This window comes from Kitasatospora sp. NPDC018058, from assembly GCF_044327205.1.
Classification (GTDB): Bacteria; Actinomycetota; Actinomycetes; order Streptomycetales; family Streptomycetaceae; genus Kitasatospora.
Window position 1 is genome coordinate 1 of sequence record NZ_JBIRFA010000010.1, and the last position, 14,762, is coordinate 14,762.

At 72.2% G+C, this 14,762-nt stretch carries 13 protein-coding genes and 2 pseudogenes; 6 read left to right on the top strand and 9 right to left on the bottom strand.

Going from position 1 to position 14,762, the window contains the following annotated elements; all coding sequences use genetic code 11:
* From ACH4E7_RS15870 to ACH4E7_RS15895, 6 genes and pseudogenes are all read right to left on the bottom strand, one after another.
* Positions 1-136 (bottom strand): annotated as a pseudogene (locus ACH4E7_RS15870) (electron transfer flavoprotein subunit alpha/FixB family protein); the annotation flags it as partial.
* Between the two features lie 78 nt (positions 137-214).
* Positions 215-1,000 carry an electron transfer flavoprotein subunit beta/FixA family protein gene (locus ACH4E7_RS15875; protein WP_396249629.1) on the bottom strand — a complete coding sequence of 262 codons (786 nt, stop codon included), beginning with the start codon at positions 998-1,000 and terminating at the stop codon, positions 215-217.
* Positions 1,001-1,205: 205 nt separating this feature from the next.
* Positions 1,206-2,057, bottom strand: coding sequence for a family 1 encapsulin nanocompartment shell protein (locus ACH4E7_RS15880; RefSeq protein ID WP_396249630.1), 852 nt, complete (start codon positions 2,055-2,057; stop codon positions 1,206-1,208).
* Positions 2,058-2,070: 13 nt separating this feature from the next.
* A complete protein-coding gene (locus tag ACH4E7_RS15885; protein ID WP_396249631.1) occupies positions 2,071-3,093 on the bottom strand; it encodes a Dyp-type peroxidase in 1,023 nt (340 codons plus the stop codon).
* Positions 3,094-3,348: 255 nt separating this feature from the next.
* Positions 3,349-3,990, bottom strand: coding sequence for an FMN reductase (locus ACH4E7_RS15890; RefSeq protein ID WP_396249632.1), 642 nt, complete (start codon positions 3,988-3,990; stop codon positions 3,349-3,351).
* A complete protein-coding gene (locus tag ACH4E7_RS15895; protein ID WP_396249633.1) occupies positions 3,987-5,111 on the bottom strand; it encodes an LLM class flavin-dependent oxidoreductase in 1,125 nt (374 codons plus the stop codon). The genes ACH4E7_RS15890 and ACH4E7_RS15895 overlap by 4 nt, the downstream gene beginning before the upstream one ends.
* Before the next feature lie 201 nt (positions 5,112-5,312).
* Between ACH4E7_RS15895 and ACH4E7_RS15900 the strand changes: the two genes are divergently transcribed.
* Positions 5,313-6,074 (top strand): PP2C family protein-serine/threonine phosphatase, encoded by a 762-nt coding sequence (locus tag ACH4E7_RS15900; protein ID WP_396249634.1) that lies wholly within the window; start codon positions 5,313-5,315, stop codon positions 6,072-6,074.
* Positions 6,075-6,146: 72 nt separating this feature from the next.
* On the opposite strand, the gene ACH4E7_RS15905 is transcribed toward ACH4E7_RS15900, so the two are convergent.
* Positions 6,147-8,417, bottom strand: a complete 2,271-nt coding sequence (locus ACH4E7_RS15905) for a M9 family metallopeptidase (protein ID WP_396249635.1) — start codon at positions 8,415-8,417, stop codon at positions 6,147-6,149.
* A 239-nt stretch (positions 8,418-8,656) separates the two neighbouring features.
* Complete coding sequence (locus tag ACH4E7_RS15910) at positions 8,657-9,229, bottom strand: DoxX family protein (protein ID WP_396249636.1); 573 nt, start codon at positions 9,227-9,229, stop codon at positions 8,657-8,659.
* A 188-nt stretch (positions 9,230-9,417) separates the two neighbouring features.
* Here ACH4E7_RS15910 and ACH4E7_RS15915 point away from each other — a divergent pair, with 188 nt between their 5' ends.
* The 3 genes from ACH4E7_RS15915 (at position 9,418) to ACH4E7_RS15925 (ending at position 11,518) form a co-directional block, all read left to right on the top strand.
* The gene (locus ACH4E7_RS15915) at positions 9,418-10,014 is read left to right on the top strand and encodes a TIGR03086 family metal-binding protein (RefSeq protein ID WP_396249637.1); all 597 of its coding nucleotides are present in this window, start codon (positions 9,418-9,420) and stop codon (positions 10,012-10,014) included.
* 78 nt (positions 10,015-10,092) lie between these two features.
* A complete protein-coding gene (locus tag ACH4E7_RS15920) occupies positions 10,093-10,539 on the top strand; it encodes a hemerythrin domain-containing protein (RefSeq protein WP_396249638.1) in 447 nt (148 codons plus the stop codon).
* Positions 10,540-10,729: 190 nt separating this feature from the next.
* The gene (locus ACH4E7_RS15925; protein ID WP_396249639.1) at positions 10,730-11,518 is read left to right on the top strand and encodes a VOC family protein; all 789 of its coding nucleotides are present in this window, start codon (positions 10,730-10,732) and stop codon (positions 11,516-11,518) included.
* A 99-nt stretch (positions 11,519-11,617) separates the two neighbouring features.
* Here the strand turns inward: ACH4E7_RS15925 and ACH4E7_RS15930 are convergent.
* Positions 11,618-11,941: pseudogene (locus tag ACH4E7_RS15930) on the bottom strand (Uma2 family endonuclease); the annotation flags it as partial.
* A gap of 305 nt (positions 11,942-12,246) precedes the next feature.
* Between ACH4E7_RS15930 and ACH4E7_RS15935 the strand changes: the two are divergent.
* Both ACH4E7_RS15935 and ACH4E7_RS15940 read left to right on the top strand, forming a co-directional pair.
* A complete protein-coding gene (locus ACH4E7_RS15935) occupies positions 12,247-12,927 on the top strand; it encodes a TetR/AcrR family transcriptional regulator (protein WP_396249640.1) in 681 nt (226 codons plus the stop codon).
* Positions 12,928-13,110: 183 nt separating this feature from the next.
* Positions 13,111-14,649 (top strand): MFS transporter, encoded by a 1,539-nt coding sequence (locus tag ACH4E7_RS15940; RefSeq protein ID WP_396249641.1) that lies wholly within the window; start codon positions 13,111-13,113, stop codon positions 14,647-14,649.
* Positions 14,650-14,762 lie beyond the last annotated feature (113 nt).

Below are 14,762 nucleotides of genomic sequence, written 5' to 3' on the forward strand. Positions count from 1 at the left end.
TGTCGGCGGCGGCGGCACCGGCGCCGAGCACGACCGCGGAGGGCTCGCCGATGCGGCGGGCCAGGGTCAGCAGCTCCAGGGCCGGCTTGCGGACCGCACCCTCGGCGTGGTCCACCAGGACGAGAATCTCAGCCATTGCTCAATGTCTCCGTGTTTCGCTGGATCGGGGGGTGGGGGCGGCTCAGATGGACTTCTGGCCGGCGAGGCTGCCCTATTAGACGAACTTCGCTGACGCGAGGAAGGCGGCGAGCTGCTTGCCGCCCTCGCCCTCGTCCTTGACGACCGTGCCCGCGGTGCGCGCCGGACGCGCCGCCGCCGACTCGACCGCGGTCCACGAACCCGCCAGGCCGACCTCGTCGGCCTCGATGCCCAGGTCGTCCAGGTCCAGCGACTCCACCGGCTTCTTCTTCGCCGCCATGATCCCCTTGAACGAGGGGTAGCGGGCCTCGCCCGACTGGTCCGTCACCGACACGACGGCCGGCAGCGCGGCCTCCACCAGCTCGGTCGCGGCGTCACCGTCACGGCGGCCCTTGACCACGCCGCCCTCGACCGACACCTCGGACAGCAGCGTCACCTGCGGCACGCCCAGACGCTCCGCCAGCAGCGCCGGCAGCACACCCATCGTGCCGTCCGTCGACGCCATACCACCGATCACCAGGTCGAACCCGGTCTTCTCCAGCGCCTTCGCCAGGACCGCCGACGTCCCGATCACGTCCGAACCGTGGATGTCGTCGTCGTTCACGTGAACGGCCTTGTCCGCACCCATCGACAGCGCCTTGCGCAGCGCGTCCTTCGCGTCGTCCGGACCCACCGTCAGCACCGTCACCTCGGCGCCCTCGTTCGCCTCCGCGATCCGCAGCGCCTGCTCCACGCCGTACTCGTCCAGCTCCGACAGGAGGCCGTCCACGCCCTCCCGGTCGGTGGTGTGGTCGTCCGCGAAACGACGGTCACCCGTCGCGTCCGGCACGTACTTCACACAGACGACGATCCTCAAGCTCATGAGCGGTATCTCCTGTCACGGGTGCACGGATGCACTGGATCCATGGCCTCAGGTCATGCCGAGGGTACTGAGTGCCAAGACCGGCCCGGCCGCGACCCATGCGCCGCAAGCGCCACCTGGACCGGCATGCCGTGTCGGCTCTCTTCGACTGGCGTCAGAGGCTCCACCGAGAGCTTACGGCACTCAGTACCCCTGGTAAAGGCACTCAGTACCCTTCCCGATGGCCGGGGGGTCGGGGGCCGTCCACGGGCGTCGCCACCGGTCCACCGAGGGCCACGGCCGCCTCCCCCGTGTGGACGCGGAACGTCAACGACTCCTGAAGGTAGAGCCGAATGGAGTCGGCGTCGTGGGAGAGGTAGCCGACGGAGACGTCCTGACCGAGGAAGAGCTCGAAGTCGCCGCCTCGGGTGGACAGCAGGAAGGCCCCCTCGATGGCGGGGGCCCAGATGATGTCGCCGTCCAGCAGGCGGGCGAGGTGGTTGTGGACGGGGTACCCGTGGTCGCTGGTCTCGTTGACGGCGGTGAAGGCGGCCGCGCCGAGCAGGAGTGAGTACGGCCCGCCGACCCCGGCCAGGCGCAGCGCCGTGAGGGCGCGGCTGACGGCCTCGGGGTACTCGCGGACGTCCTCGGGGAGTCGGACCGGCGGGTTGCCGGAGGCGGCCCGGAGGCCCTCGATGGCGGCGGCGCCGTACCCCTCGAAGACGGCGCGGTCCTCGGCGAGGGCCAGGGTACGGGCGGCGTCCTTGGCGGGCTGCCAGTCGGAGTCCCGGGAGCCGCGTTCGACGTCGTCCACGGCCGAACGGGCGACGGTGAAGGGGACCCGCAGCTCGACCACCGGGCGGCTGGCACGGGCGTGCGCCTGGACCCCGTCGAGGGGCGGTTCGAGGTCGGTCAGGTGACCGGTGCCGACGGCGGCCAGGGTGGCGCCCTCGGGGCCGTGCAGGTCGACCACCCGGCGGCCGGCGATGTGCAGCTTGAAGGTCTGGCGGGCCTCCTTCTCGATCTCCTCCCACGCGGCGGCGGAGATCGGGGCGAGGTCCCGGTGGAGGTTGTTCATGCGCGGGTCCTGTTCAGGGGGTCTGCTTGAGGCTGCCGATGCCGAGCGAGCCGTCCCCGGCACGATCGGGGGCGGGCGCGGCAGCGGGGGCGACGGGCGCCGGCGGCGGGGAGTCCAGGAAGTCGGCGGTCGGGACGAAGAACAGCGAGCCGGTGACGGCGGTGGAGAAGTCGAGCAGCCGGTCGGTGGTGCCCGGTGGGCGGCCTACGAACATGTTGCGCAGCATCTCCTCGGTGACCTCGGGGTCACGGGCGTAGCCGATGAAGTAGGTGCCGAACTCACCGCCCCTCCCGGCCGAGCCGAAGGAGCCGAACGGCATGTTGAAGCGGACGATCTGCCGCTCCTCGCCGTTCGGGCCGGTCAGGGTGGTGAGTGCGACGTGCGAGTCGGCGGGCTTGGCGTCGTCGTCGAACTCGATGTCGGTGAGCTTGGTCCGGCCCACCGCCCGCTCCTGCTCGTCCACACCGAGCGCGTTCCACTTGTCCAGGTCGTGCAGGTACTTCTGGACGATGACGTAGCTGCCGCCGGCGAAGTCCGGGTCCTCCTCCCCCACTACGGCGGCGGCCTCGGCGGCCCTGCCCTCGGGGTTCTCGGTGCCGTCCACGAAGCCGAGCAGGTCCCGGTCGTCGAAGTACTTGAAGCCCTGGACGGAGTCGACCACGGTGGCCGCCCCGGCGAGCCGGTCGGTGATCCGGGTCGCCAGTTCGAAGCAGAGGTCCATCCGGGCGGCCCGCAGGTGCAACAGCAGGTCGCCGGGGGTGGCCGGGGCCCGGTGGCGGGGGCCGGCCACCTCGCGGAAGGGATGCAGCCCGGCGGGCCTGGGGCCGGTGAAGAGCCGGTCCCAGGCGTCGGAGCCGATGCCGGTGACGCAGGTGAGGCCGCCCTCGGGGGCTCGGAAGCCGACGGCCCGGCGCAGTCCGGCGAGGTCGGGCAGCAGCTCGCGGACGGCGTCCTCGCCGCCGGGTTCGACGGTGAGGACCAGGAAGACGGCCGCGCCGGTCAGCGGGGAGAGCACGACCTGCGGTTCGGGCTGCATGGAAGCGCTCCTCCTCAGGACGCCCGGGTGGCTTCCCACTCGGCGCGGTGGTCGGCGGATGTCCGCCTCACGCGGCCGGCTCGCGACGGGCGCCCCCGCAGCGGCGCGCACAGAGCGTGATGGATCAGTGCCAATCTGATCATGCCGACGATTACATCGCATAGCGGACAGTTCGGCATGGTCGACACCAGCCGAACGGCCCTGTCGGAGGGTGCTCCGACAGGGCCGTTGGGGTGGTCCGTCCCCGGTGCGGTCCTAGCCCCGCAGCGCCGCCAGCTGCTCGGCGAAGGGCACCACCTGCTCGGGCAGCGAGTCCCTCAGCCGTTGGTGCTGCGCCGCCGGGCCGCGGCCGGCCAGCAGGGCCGCCAGCTCGCCCGCCGCGCGGTCGATCCGGCCCGGCAGGCCGTCGGTGAGCGCGTCGCCCGCCGTGCCCCAGTCGTCGGTGGCCGCGTACACGGCGGTCGGCAGCACCACCGCGCGCAGGTGGCTGAACAGCGGCCGGACGGCGTGCTCCAGGGCGAGCGAGTGCCGGGGCGTCCCGCCGGTGGCGGCGATCAGCACCGGCTTGCCGGTCAGCGCGTCCTGGTCGATCACGTCGAAGAAGGACTTGAACAGGCCACTGTAGGAGGCGGTGAAGATCGGCGTCACCGCGATCACCGCGTCCGCCTCCGTCACCGTGTCGATCGCCTCGCGCAGCGCGGCGGCCGGGAAGCCGGCGACGAAGTTGTTGGCGATGTCCACGGCGAGGTCCCGCAGTTCGACCACGGCGACCTCCACCTCCCGGCCGTCCAGGGCGAGTTGCCGTACGGTCGACTCGGCGAGCCGGTCCGCCAGCAGGCGCGTCGAGGACGGCTTGCTCAGCCCGGCGCTCACCACCGCCAGCTTGAACACGGTCACTTGGCCACCTCCGCCTTCTCGTCGTCGGCCTTCTCCTCGTCGGCCTTCCCGTCGCGGGCCGCGACCAGCGCGGCGTGGGTCGACCCGTCCGGCACGTCGGCCGGGCGGCCCTTGGCGAACTCCTCGCGCAGCACCGGCACGACCTCCTCGCCGAGCAGGTCGAGCTGCTCCAGGACGGTCTTCAGCGGCAGGCCGGCGTGATCCATCAGGAACAGCTGGCGCTGGTAGTCGCCGAAGGTCTCGCGGAAGGTCAGCGTCTTCTCGATGACCTCCTGCGGGCTGCCCACGGTCAGCGGGGTCTGCTCGGTGAACTCCTCCAGCGACGGCCCGTGCCCGTACACCGGCGCGTTGTCGAAGTACGGACGGAACTCGCGCACCGCATCCTGGGAGTTCCTGCGCATGAACACCTGCCCGCCGAGACCGACGATCGCCTGCTCGGGCGTGCCGTGGCCGTAGTGGGCGTAGCGCTCGCGGTAGAGGTTGACCAGCCTCCGGAAGTGCTCCTTGGGCCAGAAGATGTTGTTCGCGAAGAAGCCGTCCCCGTAGTAGGCGGCCTGCTCGGCGATCTCCGGGCTGCGGATCGAGCCGTGCCAGACGAACGGCGGGACGTCGTCCAGCGGGCGCGGGGTGGAGGTGAAGCCCTGCAGCGGGGTGCGGAAGCGGCCCTGCCAGTCCACGACCTCCTCGCGCCACAGCTGGTGCAGCAGCGCGTAGTTCTCGACCGCGAGCGGGATGCCCTGGCGGATGTCCTTGCCGAACCAGGGGTAGACCGGGCCGGTGTTGCCGCGGCCCATCATCACGTCGACCCGGCCCTCGGCGAGGTGCTGGAGCATCGCGAAGTCCTCGGCGATCTTCACCGGGTCGTTGGTGGTGATCAGCGTGGTCGAGGTGGAGAGGATGATGCGGTCGGTCTGCGCGGCGATGTAGCCGAGCATGGTCGTCGGCGAGGACGGGACGAACGGCGGGTTGTGGTGCTCACCGGTCGCGAAGACGTCCAGGCCGACCTCCTCGGCCTTGCGCGCGATGGCCGTCATCGCCTTGATCCGCTCGTGCTCGCTCGGGGTGCGGCCGGTGGTCGGGTCGGGGGTGACGTCGCCGACGGTGAAGATTCCGAACTGCATGCTGCTCACCACACTCCAGACGGTCCATGTCGTTCAACTTTCAACCACCTTAGCATCCGGACGGGTCTCGCTATTCCCCTCTACTTCCGCTGCTTCCGCTGCTTCCTCTGCTCCCGCCGTTCCCGCCGTTCCCGCCGTTCCCGCCGACAACGGAAGGCGGGGCACCGACAATGAGAGGAGGGTTCCGGAAGGCGGCAAACGATGGCGCCGTACATCGCGGTGAGCGCACTGAGCCACGAGGGCCTGGTGCGGGAGCACAACGAGGACAGCCTCACGGTCGGGCCGTGGACGCTCTGCGCCACCGTGACCGCCAACCCGCAGACCCTGCTCTTCCCGCTCGGCCCGCCCTGCGTGGTCGCGGTGGCCGACGGCCTGGGCGGCCACCCCGGCGGCGAGGTGGCCAGCGCCCTGGTCGCCCGCCGGCTGGCCGTCGCCGGGGGCGGACTGGACGGCGAGGAGGCCGTCCGGGAGGAACTGCAGGAGTGCAACCGGGCGGTGTACGCGGCCGCGGCCGGGGCGCCGGAGCTGGCCGCGATGGGCACCACGGTCGCCGGGCTGGTGCTGCTGCCCGAGCAGGCGGTGGCCTTCAACGTCGGTGACAGCCGGGTCTACCGGATCACCGGGGACGGACTGCACCGGGTCAGCGTGGACGACAGCCCGCCGCTGCCGCCCGGCCGACGCACCACCTCGGTGGTCACCCAGACCCTGGGCGGCTCGCTCGGGCTCACCTTCGTCGAGCCGCATGTGCGGGCCGCGCCACTGGCCACCGGCGACCGCTACCTGGTGTGCAGCGACGGGCTGACCGACCCGGTGCCCGAGGAGGAGCTGGCCGAGCTGCTCGCCCGGCCGTACGAGGGGGCGGAGCGGGCCGACGGGAGGGCCGCGTTCGAGCTGTGGAAGGCGGCGATCGAGGCGGGTGGGCCGGACAACATCACCCTGGCGCTGGTGCAGATCGGCGAGTGACCGCCGGGGCACAGCCGGCCCCGGGCACACGGAACCGCCCCGGCGGAGTGCCGGGGCGGTTCGCCGGGCCGATCAGAACTGGCTCGTGACGTTCACCCCGCTGAAGCCCTGCTGGGCGTAGAGGCTGAAGTAGACGTACCCGGCCGGCGGGTTGGTGACGGTCAGGGTCTCGGAGTTGCCCGGGCCCGCCGAGCGTGCCGCGTAGGCGTTGGTGTACGCCCAGCTGCCGGAATTGTAGTAGAGGTCGGCGTTGCCCGTCCCGCCGCTGGTGGTGATCTTCACCTGCTGGGTGCCGGCCGGCACCAGGAGGTAGAAGTGGGCGTAGTTGCCGGTGGTGGCGGCGACGTTGCTGCGGCCGCAGTTCGCACCCAGCTGGCGGGTGTCGGCGGCGGTGCACTCGGGCACCTGCGGGACGGTCGGGGTGGTGGCGCAGGCGCCGTTCGCGCAGGCGGTCAGCCAGCTGTCGAAGTCGGCGTCGTAGCTGGTGCCGATGGTGGTCTTGAGCAGGGTACGGGCGCCGTTCCAGTCCCCCACCCGGTACTTGGCGAGCACGGCGTCCACGTCGGCGCGGTGCTGCTCCAGCATGTAGCGGACGGCGAGGTAGCCCCAGCGGTAGACCCGATCCTGGTCGCCGTAGACGGTGTCGAAGAGGTCGCTCAGCTTGTAGGTGTGCCGGGCGGCCGCGGCGACGGCGCCGTCGTCGGTGACCTGGCGGTACGAGTAGGAGATGTACTCGGCGAAGCCCTCGACCCACCAGACGGTCGGAGTGGACATCCCGGCGTTGAAGTCGCCGTACATGTCGAAGCGGCCGTCGAGGTAGTGGGTGTACTCGTGGTTGAGGTTCCAGATCTGGAACGCCGGGCGGACCCACTCGGCCTCGTAGCAGAGGAAGCGTGGCTGGTTGCCGGCGGCGGCCGGGTCGCCCTCCAGGTACATGCCGCCGTTGTTGGTGTCGATGCCGTAGATGGCGGCGGCGAGCACCTGGTAGTCGAAGGAGGAGTGGAAGACCACGACCTCGATGGTGTCGTTGTGGTCGTCCTTGACCGGGCCGTCGTCCCGGACCACCGAGTGGAAGTAGGCGTCCTGGCCGGTCAGGCTGGTGCAGGTGGTGGAGAGCTGGGTGCTGTCCAGCGCCTGGGCGATCAGCTTGATGCTCTGGCTGCAGGTGTGGTTCACCTTCAGCACGCCGGACTTGAGCTGGTCGGCGGCGTTGCAGGTGCCGTAGTACGAGCAGTTGGCGGCGTCGTAGTAGCCGACCGACTCGGCGACCGCGGCCCACTGGTAGACCATGCGGCCGCTCGGCGCGGCCTGCGCGGCCAGCGCCTGGGCGAGCGGACGGACCTTGGCCTGGAGCCCGGGGTACTTCAGGAAGCGACCCAGCTCCTTGGTGGAGTTGTACTCCAACACGCCGTAGTCGCCGCCGACTTGGTCCTCGTTGCGGGCCACGAAGCCGGACAGCGCGTCCAGCACGCTCGGGTCGGCCTCGACGGCCGCCTCGAAGCCGGTCAGCTGGTGGCCGCGGAACAGTACGGTGAACGCCGGGTTCACCGCCCACGCCATGCCGGCCGGGTTCCAGGTGGCGCTGGCGTAGTCGTTCAGCAGCTGCTTGACCACCCACAGGTAGCGGATGTTCTCCTGGGCGCTGTCGATCAGGGTGACGGCCTCGCCCAGGATGGCCGCGTTGGCCGAGCTGACGTCACGCGAGTGGGCACTGGCGAAGAAGGCGTCCAGCGCGGCGCGGATCGCGGCCTGCAGGGTGGTGCCGTAGGTGCCGACGTCGCCCGGGTGGTACCACTGCACGAAGTAGCCGGCGCGCAGGTAGAGCACCAACTGCCCGACCGCGGTGCTGTCGTCGCCCGGGTAGCCGGCCGAGGCGTCGCGCAGCGCGTACGCCACGGTGGTCATCTGCTCCTCGCGGAACGCGCCGTTGGCGTCGGTGCCGGTGAGCTGGAACAGCTGGTTGATGCACTGGGTGTCGACGGAGGTGATCTGCTGGACCAGCGCGCTGCCGGTCCGACTGGTGAAGTCGCCGACGTTGCAGGCCGATTGGGCGGCCAGACTGGGCGCCTTCGCGGACGGGCGGGCCTCGGCCGGGCGGGTGTCCAGCGGGAGTGGGGAGCGCCGGTCGGCGGAGGCGAACCGCCCTTCGCCGTCGGCGCGTTCGGACGTGCCGGTGGCCGGCTGGGGGGCCGGGCCGGTGGGGGCGGGCGCGGCGCCGCCGCGGGCGGTGGCGGGGGTGGCGTGGCCGCTCGGGGCGAACAGGCCGATCGCCAGGACCAGGGTCAGGGCGAGCGTTAACAGTCGTGCCAGCTGCGGAAGTCGCAGCAGACGTACGGGACTCACGTGGAGGCCTCCGGGCCGTCGTCGGCCGCGGCTTGGGGCGCGGCCGGTGGGGGCGAGGACCGTTGGCGACGGCGCCGCGTGGGGCGGGGCTGTCGTGGACACGGCGGGGGATGTGACATGTACCATGGCACACATCACATGCCCCTGGGAAGCCTCAGGATTGTGCGCGGTTTGCGCGGGAAACGCGCGGAGGCCGTGGTGACGATCGGCCACCACGGCCCCGGGACAGGCGAGTTGGGCTACTTGCGGAGCAGCAGGATCACCCCGGCGGTGGCCAGGCCGACCAGCACGGCGGCCACGCCGTAGGCCAGGCGGTGCGCCCGCAGCACCGGCAGGAAGCGGTCCACCGCGTAGCGGCCCGGGCCGGTCAGCGCGAGGGCGGCGGCACCGACCGTCAGCAGCAGCTCGTGCTCGTTGCCCTTCGGGGCGAAGAAGCCGCCGCCCCAGATGACGGCGAGCGCGTTGACCATCGTGCCGACGATCGCGGCGCCCGCCAGCGGGGTCAACAGACCGACTGCCAGACCCAGTCCGCCCAGCACCTCGGTGAGGCCGGCGACCACGGCCATCGTGTTGCCCGCCGGGTAGCCGCTCATGGTGAAGAACTGGCCGGTGCCGTCGATGCCACCACCGCCGAACCAGCCGAACAGCTTCTGACTGCCGTGCGCGGCCATGGTGAGGCCGAGGGCCAGGCGCAGCAGCAGGAGGCCGGCGTCGTAGGCGTGCGGGGAGGTGGCCGCGGACCCGATGCCCTCCCGGACGGGGCGGACGGCGGGAGTGGTGGCGGCGGTCGTGCTCGGGCTGCTGCTCGGCATGCGCGTCTCCATCGATCGGGGTCGGTCGTCGGGATGTGGTGATGCGGCCGGGCGGATCGTGGCGAACCGCGCCTGTTGTTCAAATTTGAACCGGCTGCTCCTCGACCGTACCTTGGAGTTCGAATTTGAACAACTGACGGCCCGTGAGCGAGTCGCGGGCCCCGCCCGGACCGGGGCAGGGTGGTGACATGGCTCAACGCAGGCAACACCGACGGGCCGCCCGGTCCGGCACCCCCTACCCCGAGGCGCTGGCCGCCTTCGACGAACGGGTCCGGCTGGTCACGCCCGGCCAGTGGGACTCCCCCACCCCGTGCGCCGACTGGTCGGTCCGTGACCTGGTCAACCACCTCACCGGCGAGCAGCTCTGGGTGCCCGAGCTGCTGATGGGCGCCACCATCGCCGAGGTCGGCAGCCGCTTCGACGGCGACGTGCTCGGCCCGAACCCGGTCGCCGCCTGGACGGCCGCCGCCGAGGCCGCCCGGGAGGCCTTCGCCGCCCCCGGCGCCGCCGAGCTCACCGTCCACCTGTCCTTCGCGGACGTCTCCGGGCAGTACTACCTGGACCAGCTCACCACCGACCTGGTGGTGCACACCTGGGACCTCGCCGACGGCATCGGGAGCCGCACCCGGCTCCCGGCGGAACTGGTGGACTTCGCGCTCGGCGAGATCAGCGGCTACGGGGACCTCTCCGGCAGCGGGCTGTTCGACCCGCCGCTGCCCGTCACCGAGGACGCGAGTGCACAGGCCCGACTGCTGGCCCTCACCGGGCGGCGCGGCGGAGGGTGAAGCGGGTTGGCGCGGGCGCGCCGGATACTGGAGGGTACGGGGGGACGTCCTGGATCCCGTACGAGAGGCGGGCGTGCCATGAGCCGCAGGCCGGACATCCTCGGCGAGTTCACCGCCGACCACAAGGCGGTCACCGAGCTGCTCGACCGGGTCGAGGCCTCGGCGGCCGGCTCCGCCGAGCGCGGTGAGCTGGTGGCCCGGCTGACCGACCTGCTGTTCACCCACTGCTCGGCCGAGGAGGAGCACCTCTTCCCGGTCGTCCAGCACGACGTGCCCGACGGCGGGGCGCTGGTGTTCAGCTGCATCCACGACCACCTCGCGATCGGGCAATACCTCTCCGACCTGCAGGGACTCGGCCCGGCCGACCCGGCCTTCGACGCCCTGCTGAGCGGCCTCGCCGACACCCTCCGGCGGCACCTGGCCGGCGAGGAGCAGCTGCTCTTCCCGGCCGCCCGCAAGGCCATGCCCGCCGCGGCCCGGGCGGCGCTGGGCGAGCGGCTGCGGGCGGAGCGGGCCGAGGCCTGAGGAGGCCGCCGACCACCGGCGGAGCCGCCCGCCCCGGACCGCGGGCCCATCGGGAACTGGGTGCGCCGACCCCGGCCGTGCCTGCACCGGGGTCGTACCCCCGTCGGCCTAGGCTGTGGGCGTCCCGGGCGGCCGGTGGGCCGTGGGAGTCGGGAGGAGCCCGGCGGCCGGGTGGGCGAGGAGGTTCGCGATGGGCAGCGGTGAGACGACCGCCGTGGTGCGCTGCGTGGCGGCCGTTCCGTGCTGGGTGAGCCTGATGGCCCGGGACCTGGAGAGCGCCAAGGAGTTCTACGGTCCACTGCTCGGCTGGGACTTCGAGCCCGGGCCGGAGCGCTTCGGCCCGTACGTCCACGCGGTGACCGGCGGGGAGGCGGTGGCCGGGTTGGGACTCGCCGGCTTCGGGGCCGTGCCGCTGGCCTGGACCAGCTACTTCGGGACGGAGAGCGCCGACGCCGCCGCCGACGCGGTGCGCGAGCGCGGTGCGACCCTGGCGGTCGGCCCGCTGGCCTTCGACGCCGGGCGGGTGGCCTTCGCGGCCGACCCGGCCGGGGCGGTGTTCGGCATCTGGGAGGGCCCGCTGGGCCGTGCCCGGAAGCTCGACCTGCCGGGCGCACCGGTCTGGATCGAGCTGCGCACCCCGGACCCGTTCGCGGCGGCGCTGTTCTACGGCGAGGTGTTCCGCTGGGACGGCCGCGACCCGGAGCGCTTCGAGGTCCGCTGGGAGCACAACCGGGTGGTGCTGCGCGCCGAGGGACACAGCGTTGCGGCGCTGGCCACGGAACAGGCGGGCGGTCCGGCGGGCACACCGCCGCACTGGGAGGTCTCCTTCGCCGTCCCGGACACCGACCGGGCACTGGCCCGGGCACTGGAGCTGGGCGGCTCGGCGGTCGGCCCGGCCTTCGACTCCCCGTACGGGCGGGTGGCCCGGCTGCAGGACCGCGAGGGCGCCCGGTTCGCGGTGATCAGCCCGAAGGGCTGATCGGCCGCAGAGCGTCGGGGTCGCGGCGAAGCCGTGGCGGCCCGGAACGGGGCGGGTGGGGGGTGAGCCGGCCGTGGCCCCGAGAAGGCACGGCCGGGCTCAGCGCACCCAGTTCTTGAGCGCCTCGGTGTCCAGGGGGATGCCGACCGGGTCGGGGAGGTGGACGGTCTTGCCGAAGGGAAGGGCCTGGACTGTCTCGTAGCGGACGACGTCAGGACGGCTGTGCACGACGACCTCGGCGGAGTCCCGGTCGATCAGCAGGTAGACGGGGATACCGGTCTCGGCGTAGGCCCGAGGCTTCTCGGCGCGGTCACGGCGGTCGGTGTCCGAGTCGAACGAGGTGACCTCCGCGACCATGAGCACCTGCTCGGTCGCAGCCCAGTCAGGCAGCCGGCCTTCATGCGGTCGGCGGTGGCGTCCTCGGCTTCGCCACCGCCGAGGTCGAGTTCGCCGGTGGAGGTGAGGGTCAGGCCATCCCTGCCCTCGTCGCGCAGTCCCGGCGGGAGCCGGAGGCGATCACCCCGGCCGGGCTCGACGAGGCCCACCGGGCCGCACTGGCGCGGTTGCCGGACCGACTGGGGCGCGACCTCACCCCGGTCGACGACTCCGCCGGGGTGCTGTGACACAGGTCACACCGGATCGGGAAATTGTGGGGACAGATTCCCCGTTTCCGACTACGTTGGCAGAAGCGGGGAGAACTTCCCCGGTATCCTGGAGGAGCAGTCGCCATGACCACCGTCGCCGCCGAGTCGGCCCGTACCCCGGAGAGTGTGCGCGCGCCCAAGCTGCGCGCGGACGCGAGCCGGAACCGGGAACGGATCGTGCTGGCGGCCCGGGACGTGTTCGTCGAACACGGCGCCGATGCGCCGCTGGACGAGATCGCGAAGCGGGCGGGGGTCGGCAATGCCACGCTGTACCGGAACTTCCCGGACCGGGTGGCACTGATCCGCGAGGTGGCGCTGCTCGTCAAGAACCGCATCCTGGCCCGCGCCGAGACGGCCGCGGCCGAGGCGGATGCGGGCGAGGGCGGCGGTCCGTTCGACGCTCTGCAGCGGTTCGTGCACGCGACCGTGGCGGAGAAGATCGGTGGGCTCTGCGCCGTCTTCACCAGCACCATCGACCCCTACGACCCTGAGCTGACCGAGACCCGGGAGCGCCTGCGGACCGCCGTGAGCGGACTGATGGAGCGTGCCCGGGCCGCGGGCGAACTGCGGTCCGACGTGGACCACGGGGACCTGTTCATCGCGATGAGCCAGCTGACCCGGCCGCTGCCGGGCACCTCCTGCCAACTGCTCGACGAGTTCGTCCACCGGCACCTGCAGCTGTTCCTGGACGGCCTGCGCGCGCCGGCCCGTTCGGTCCTGCCCGGCCGCCCCGCAACCTTCGAGGACTTCCGACCCCAGGACTGACCCACCACCTGGACTGACACCACTGATCCGACCCACCAGCACCCTGCCGTCGCGCCGCCGACCGGCACCGCCCGGACGCCTTCGCGCGCCTGCACCCCGCATCTGATCCCGTGCGGCAACCTGCCGTTCCCGTACGGCAGTCGACCGTTCTCGCACGCCACGCACCGTGAAGTGAGTACCCCCATGCCTGAAACCGACGCCCGCCCGGCGACGCTGCCCGATCCCCGGCGCTGGAAGGCGCTGATCTTCATCGGCCTCGCCCAGCTGATGGTCGTCCTCGACGCGACCATCGTGAACATCGCCCTGCCCTCCGCCCAGAAGGACCTGGGCATCACCGACGGCAACCGCCAGTGGGTGATCACCGCCTACGCGCTGGCCTTCGGCGGCCTGCTGCTGTTCGGCGGCCGGATCGCGGACCTCTGGGGCCGCAAGCGGACCTTCGTGGTCGGCCTGACCGGCTTCGCCCTCGCCTCCGCACTCGGCGGCGCCGCGGCCAACACCACGATGCTGCTCGGCGCCCGCGCCCTGCAGGGCGTGTTCGGCGCGCTGCTCGCACCGGCCGCGCTGTCGCTGCTCGCGGTGACCTTCACCGAGGCCAAGGAGCGCGCCAAGGCCTTCGGCATCTACGGCGCGATCGCCGGTGGCGGTGGTGCCATCGGCCTGATCCTCGGCGGCCTGCTGACCGAGTACATGAACTGGCGCTGGACCTTCTTCGTCAACATCCCGTTCGCCATCGTGGCCGCCACCGGCGCCGTCATGGTGATCCGCGAGCCCGCCGAGGGCCGCAACCGCAACAAGCTGGACATCCCCGGCGTACTGCTGGTGACCACCGGCCTGGTCTCGCTGGTCTACGGCTTCACCCGCGCCGAGTCCAACGGCTGGACGGCCGGCAGCACCCTGGCGCTGTTCGCCGCGGCCGCCGTGCTGCTGACCGCCTTCGTCCTGGTGGAGCGCGGGGTCAAGGCCCCGCTGCTGCCGCTGCGCGTGGTGCTCGACCGCAACCGCGGCGGGGTGTACCTGTCGCTGGGCATGGCCGTGATCGGCATGTTCGGCCTGTTCCTCTTCCTGACCTACTACCTGCAGATCGTGCTCGGCTACAGCCCGGTGCTGACCGGCGTCGCCTTCCTGCCCATGGTGGCGGGCATGATCACCGGCTCGACCCAGATCGGCGCCCGCCTGATGACCCGGGTCCCGGCGCGCTACCTGATGGCGCCCGGCTTCCTGACCGCCTCGGTCGGCATGTTCCTGCTGACCCACATCGGCCTGGACACCTCGTACCCGGCGCTGATCCTGCCCGGCCTGATCCTGATGGGCCTCGGCATGGGTACCGCCTTCATGCCGGCCATGAGCCTCGCCACGCACGGCGTCCAGCCGCGTGACGCGGGTGTGGCCTCCGCCATGGTCAACACCTCGCAGCAGGTCGGCGGCGCCATCGGCACCGCGCTGCTGAACACCATCGCGGCCAGCGCCACCAGCAGCTGGCTGGCCTCGCACAAGACCGCCGCCGCGGCCACCTCGCCGGCGGCCGCCAAGGCCCTGCAGTTCGGGGGCATGGTGCACGGCTTCTCGACCGCGATCTGGGTGTCCTTCGGGATCCTGGTGGCGGCCGCCGTGGTCGCCTTCACCTTCGTCAACGCCGGCCGGCCCGGCGCGGCGGGTACGGGCGCCGGGGCGGGCTCGGACGCCGCGAAGAATGACGAGGTGCCGGTGCTGGTGCACTGACCCTCCCGGGGTACCGCCCGTCCCGGGCGATGCGGATGCGTACGCGGCCCGTCCGGTGTCCTCCACGACACCGGGCGGGCCGTTCGCGTTCTCGGGCACCGCGCCCACCCCTG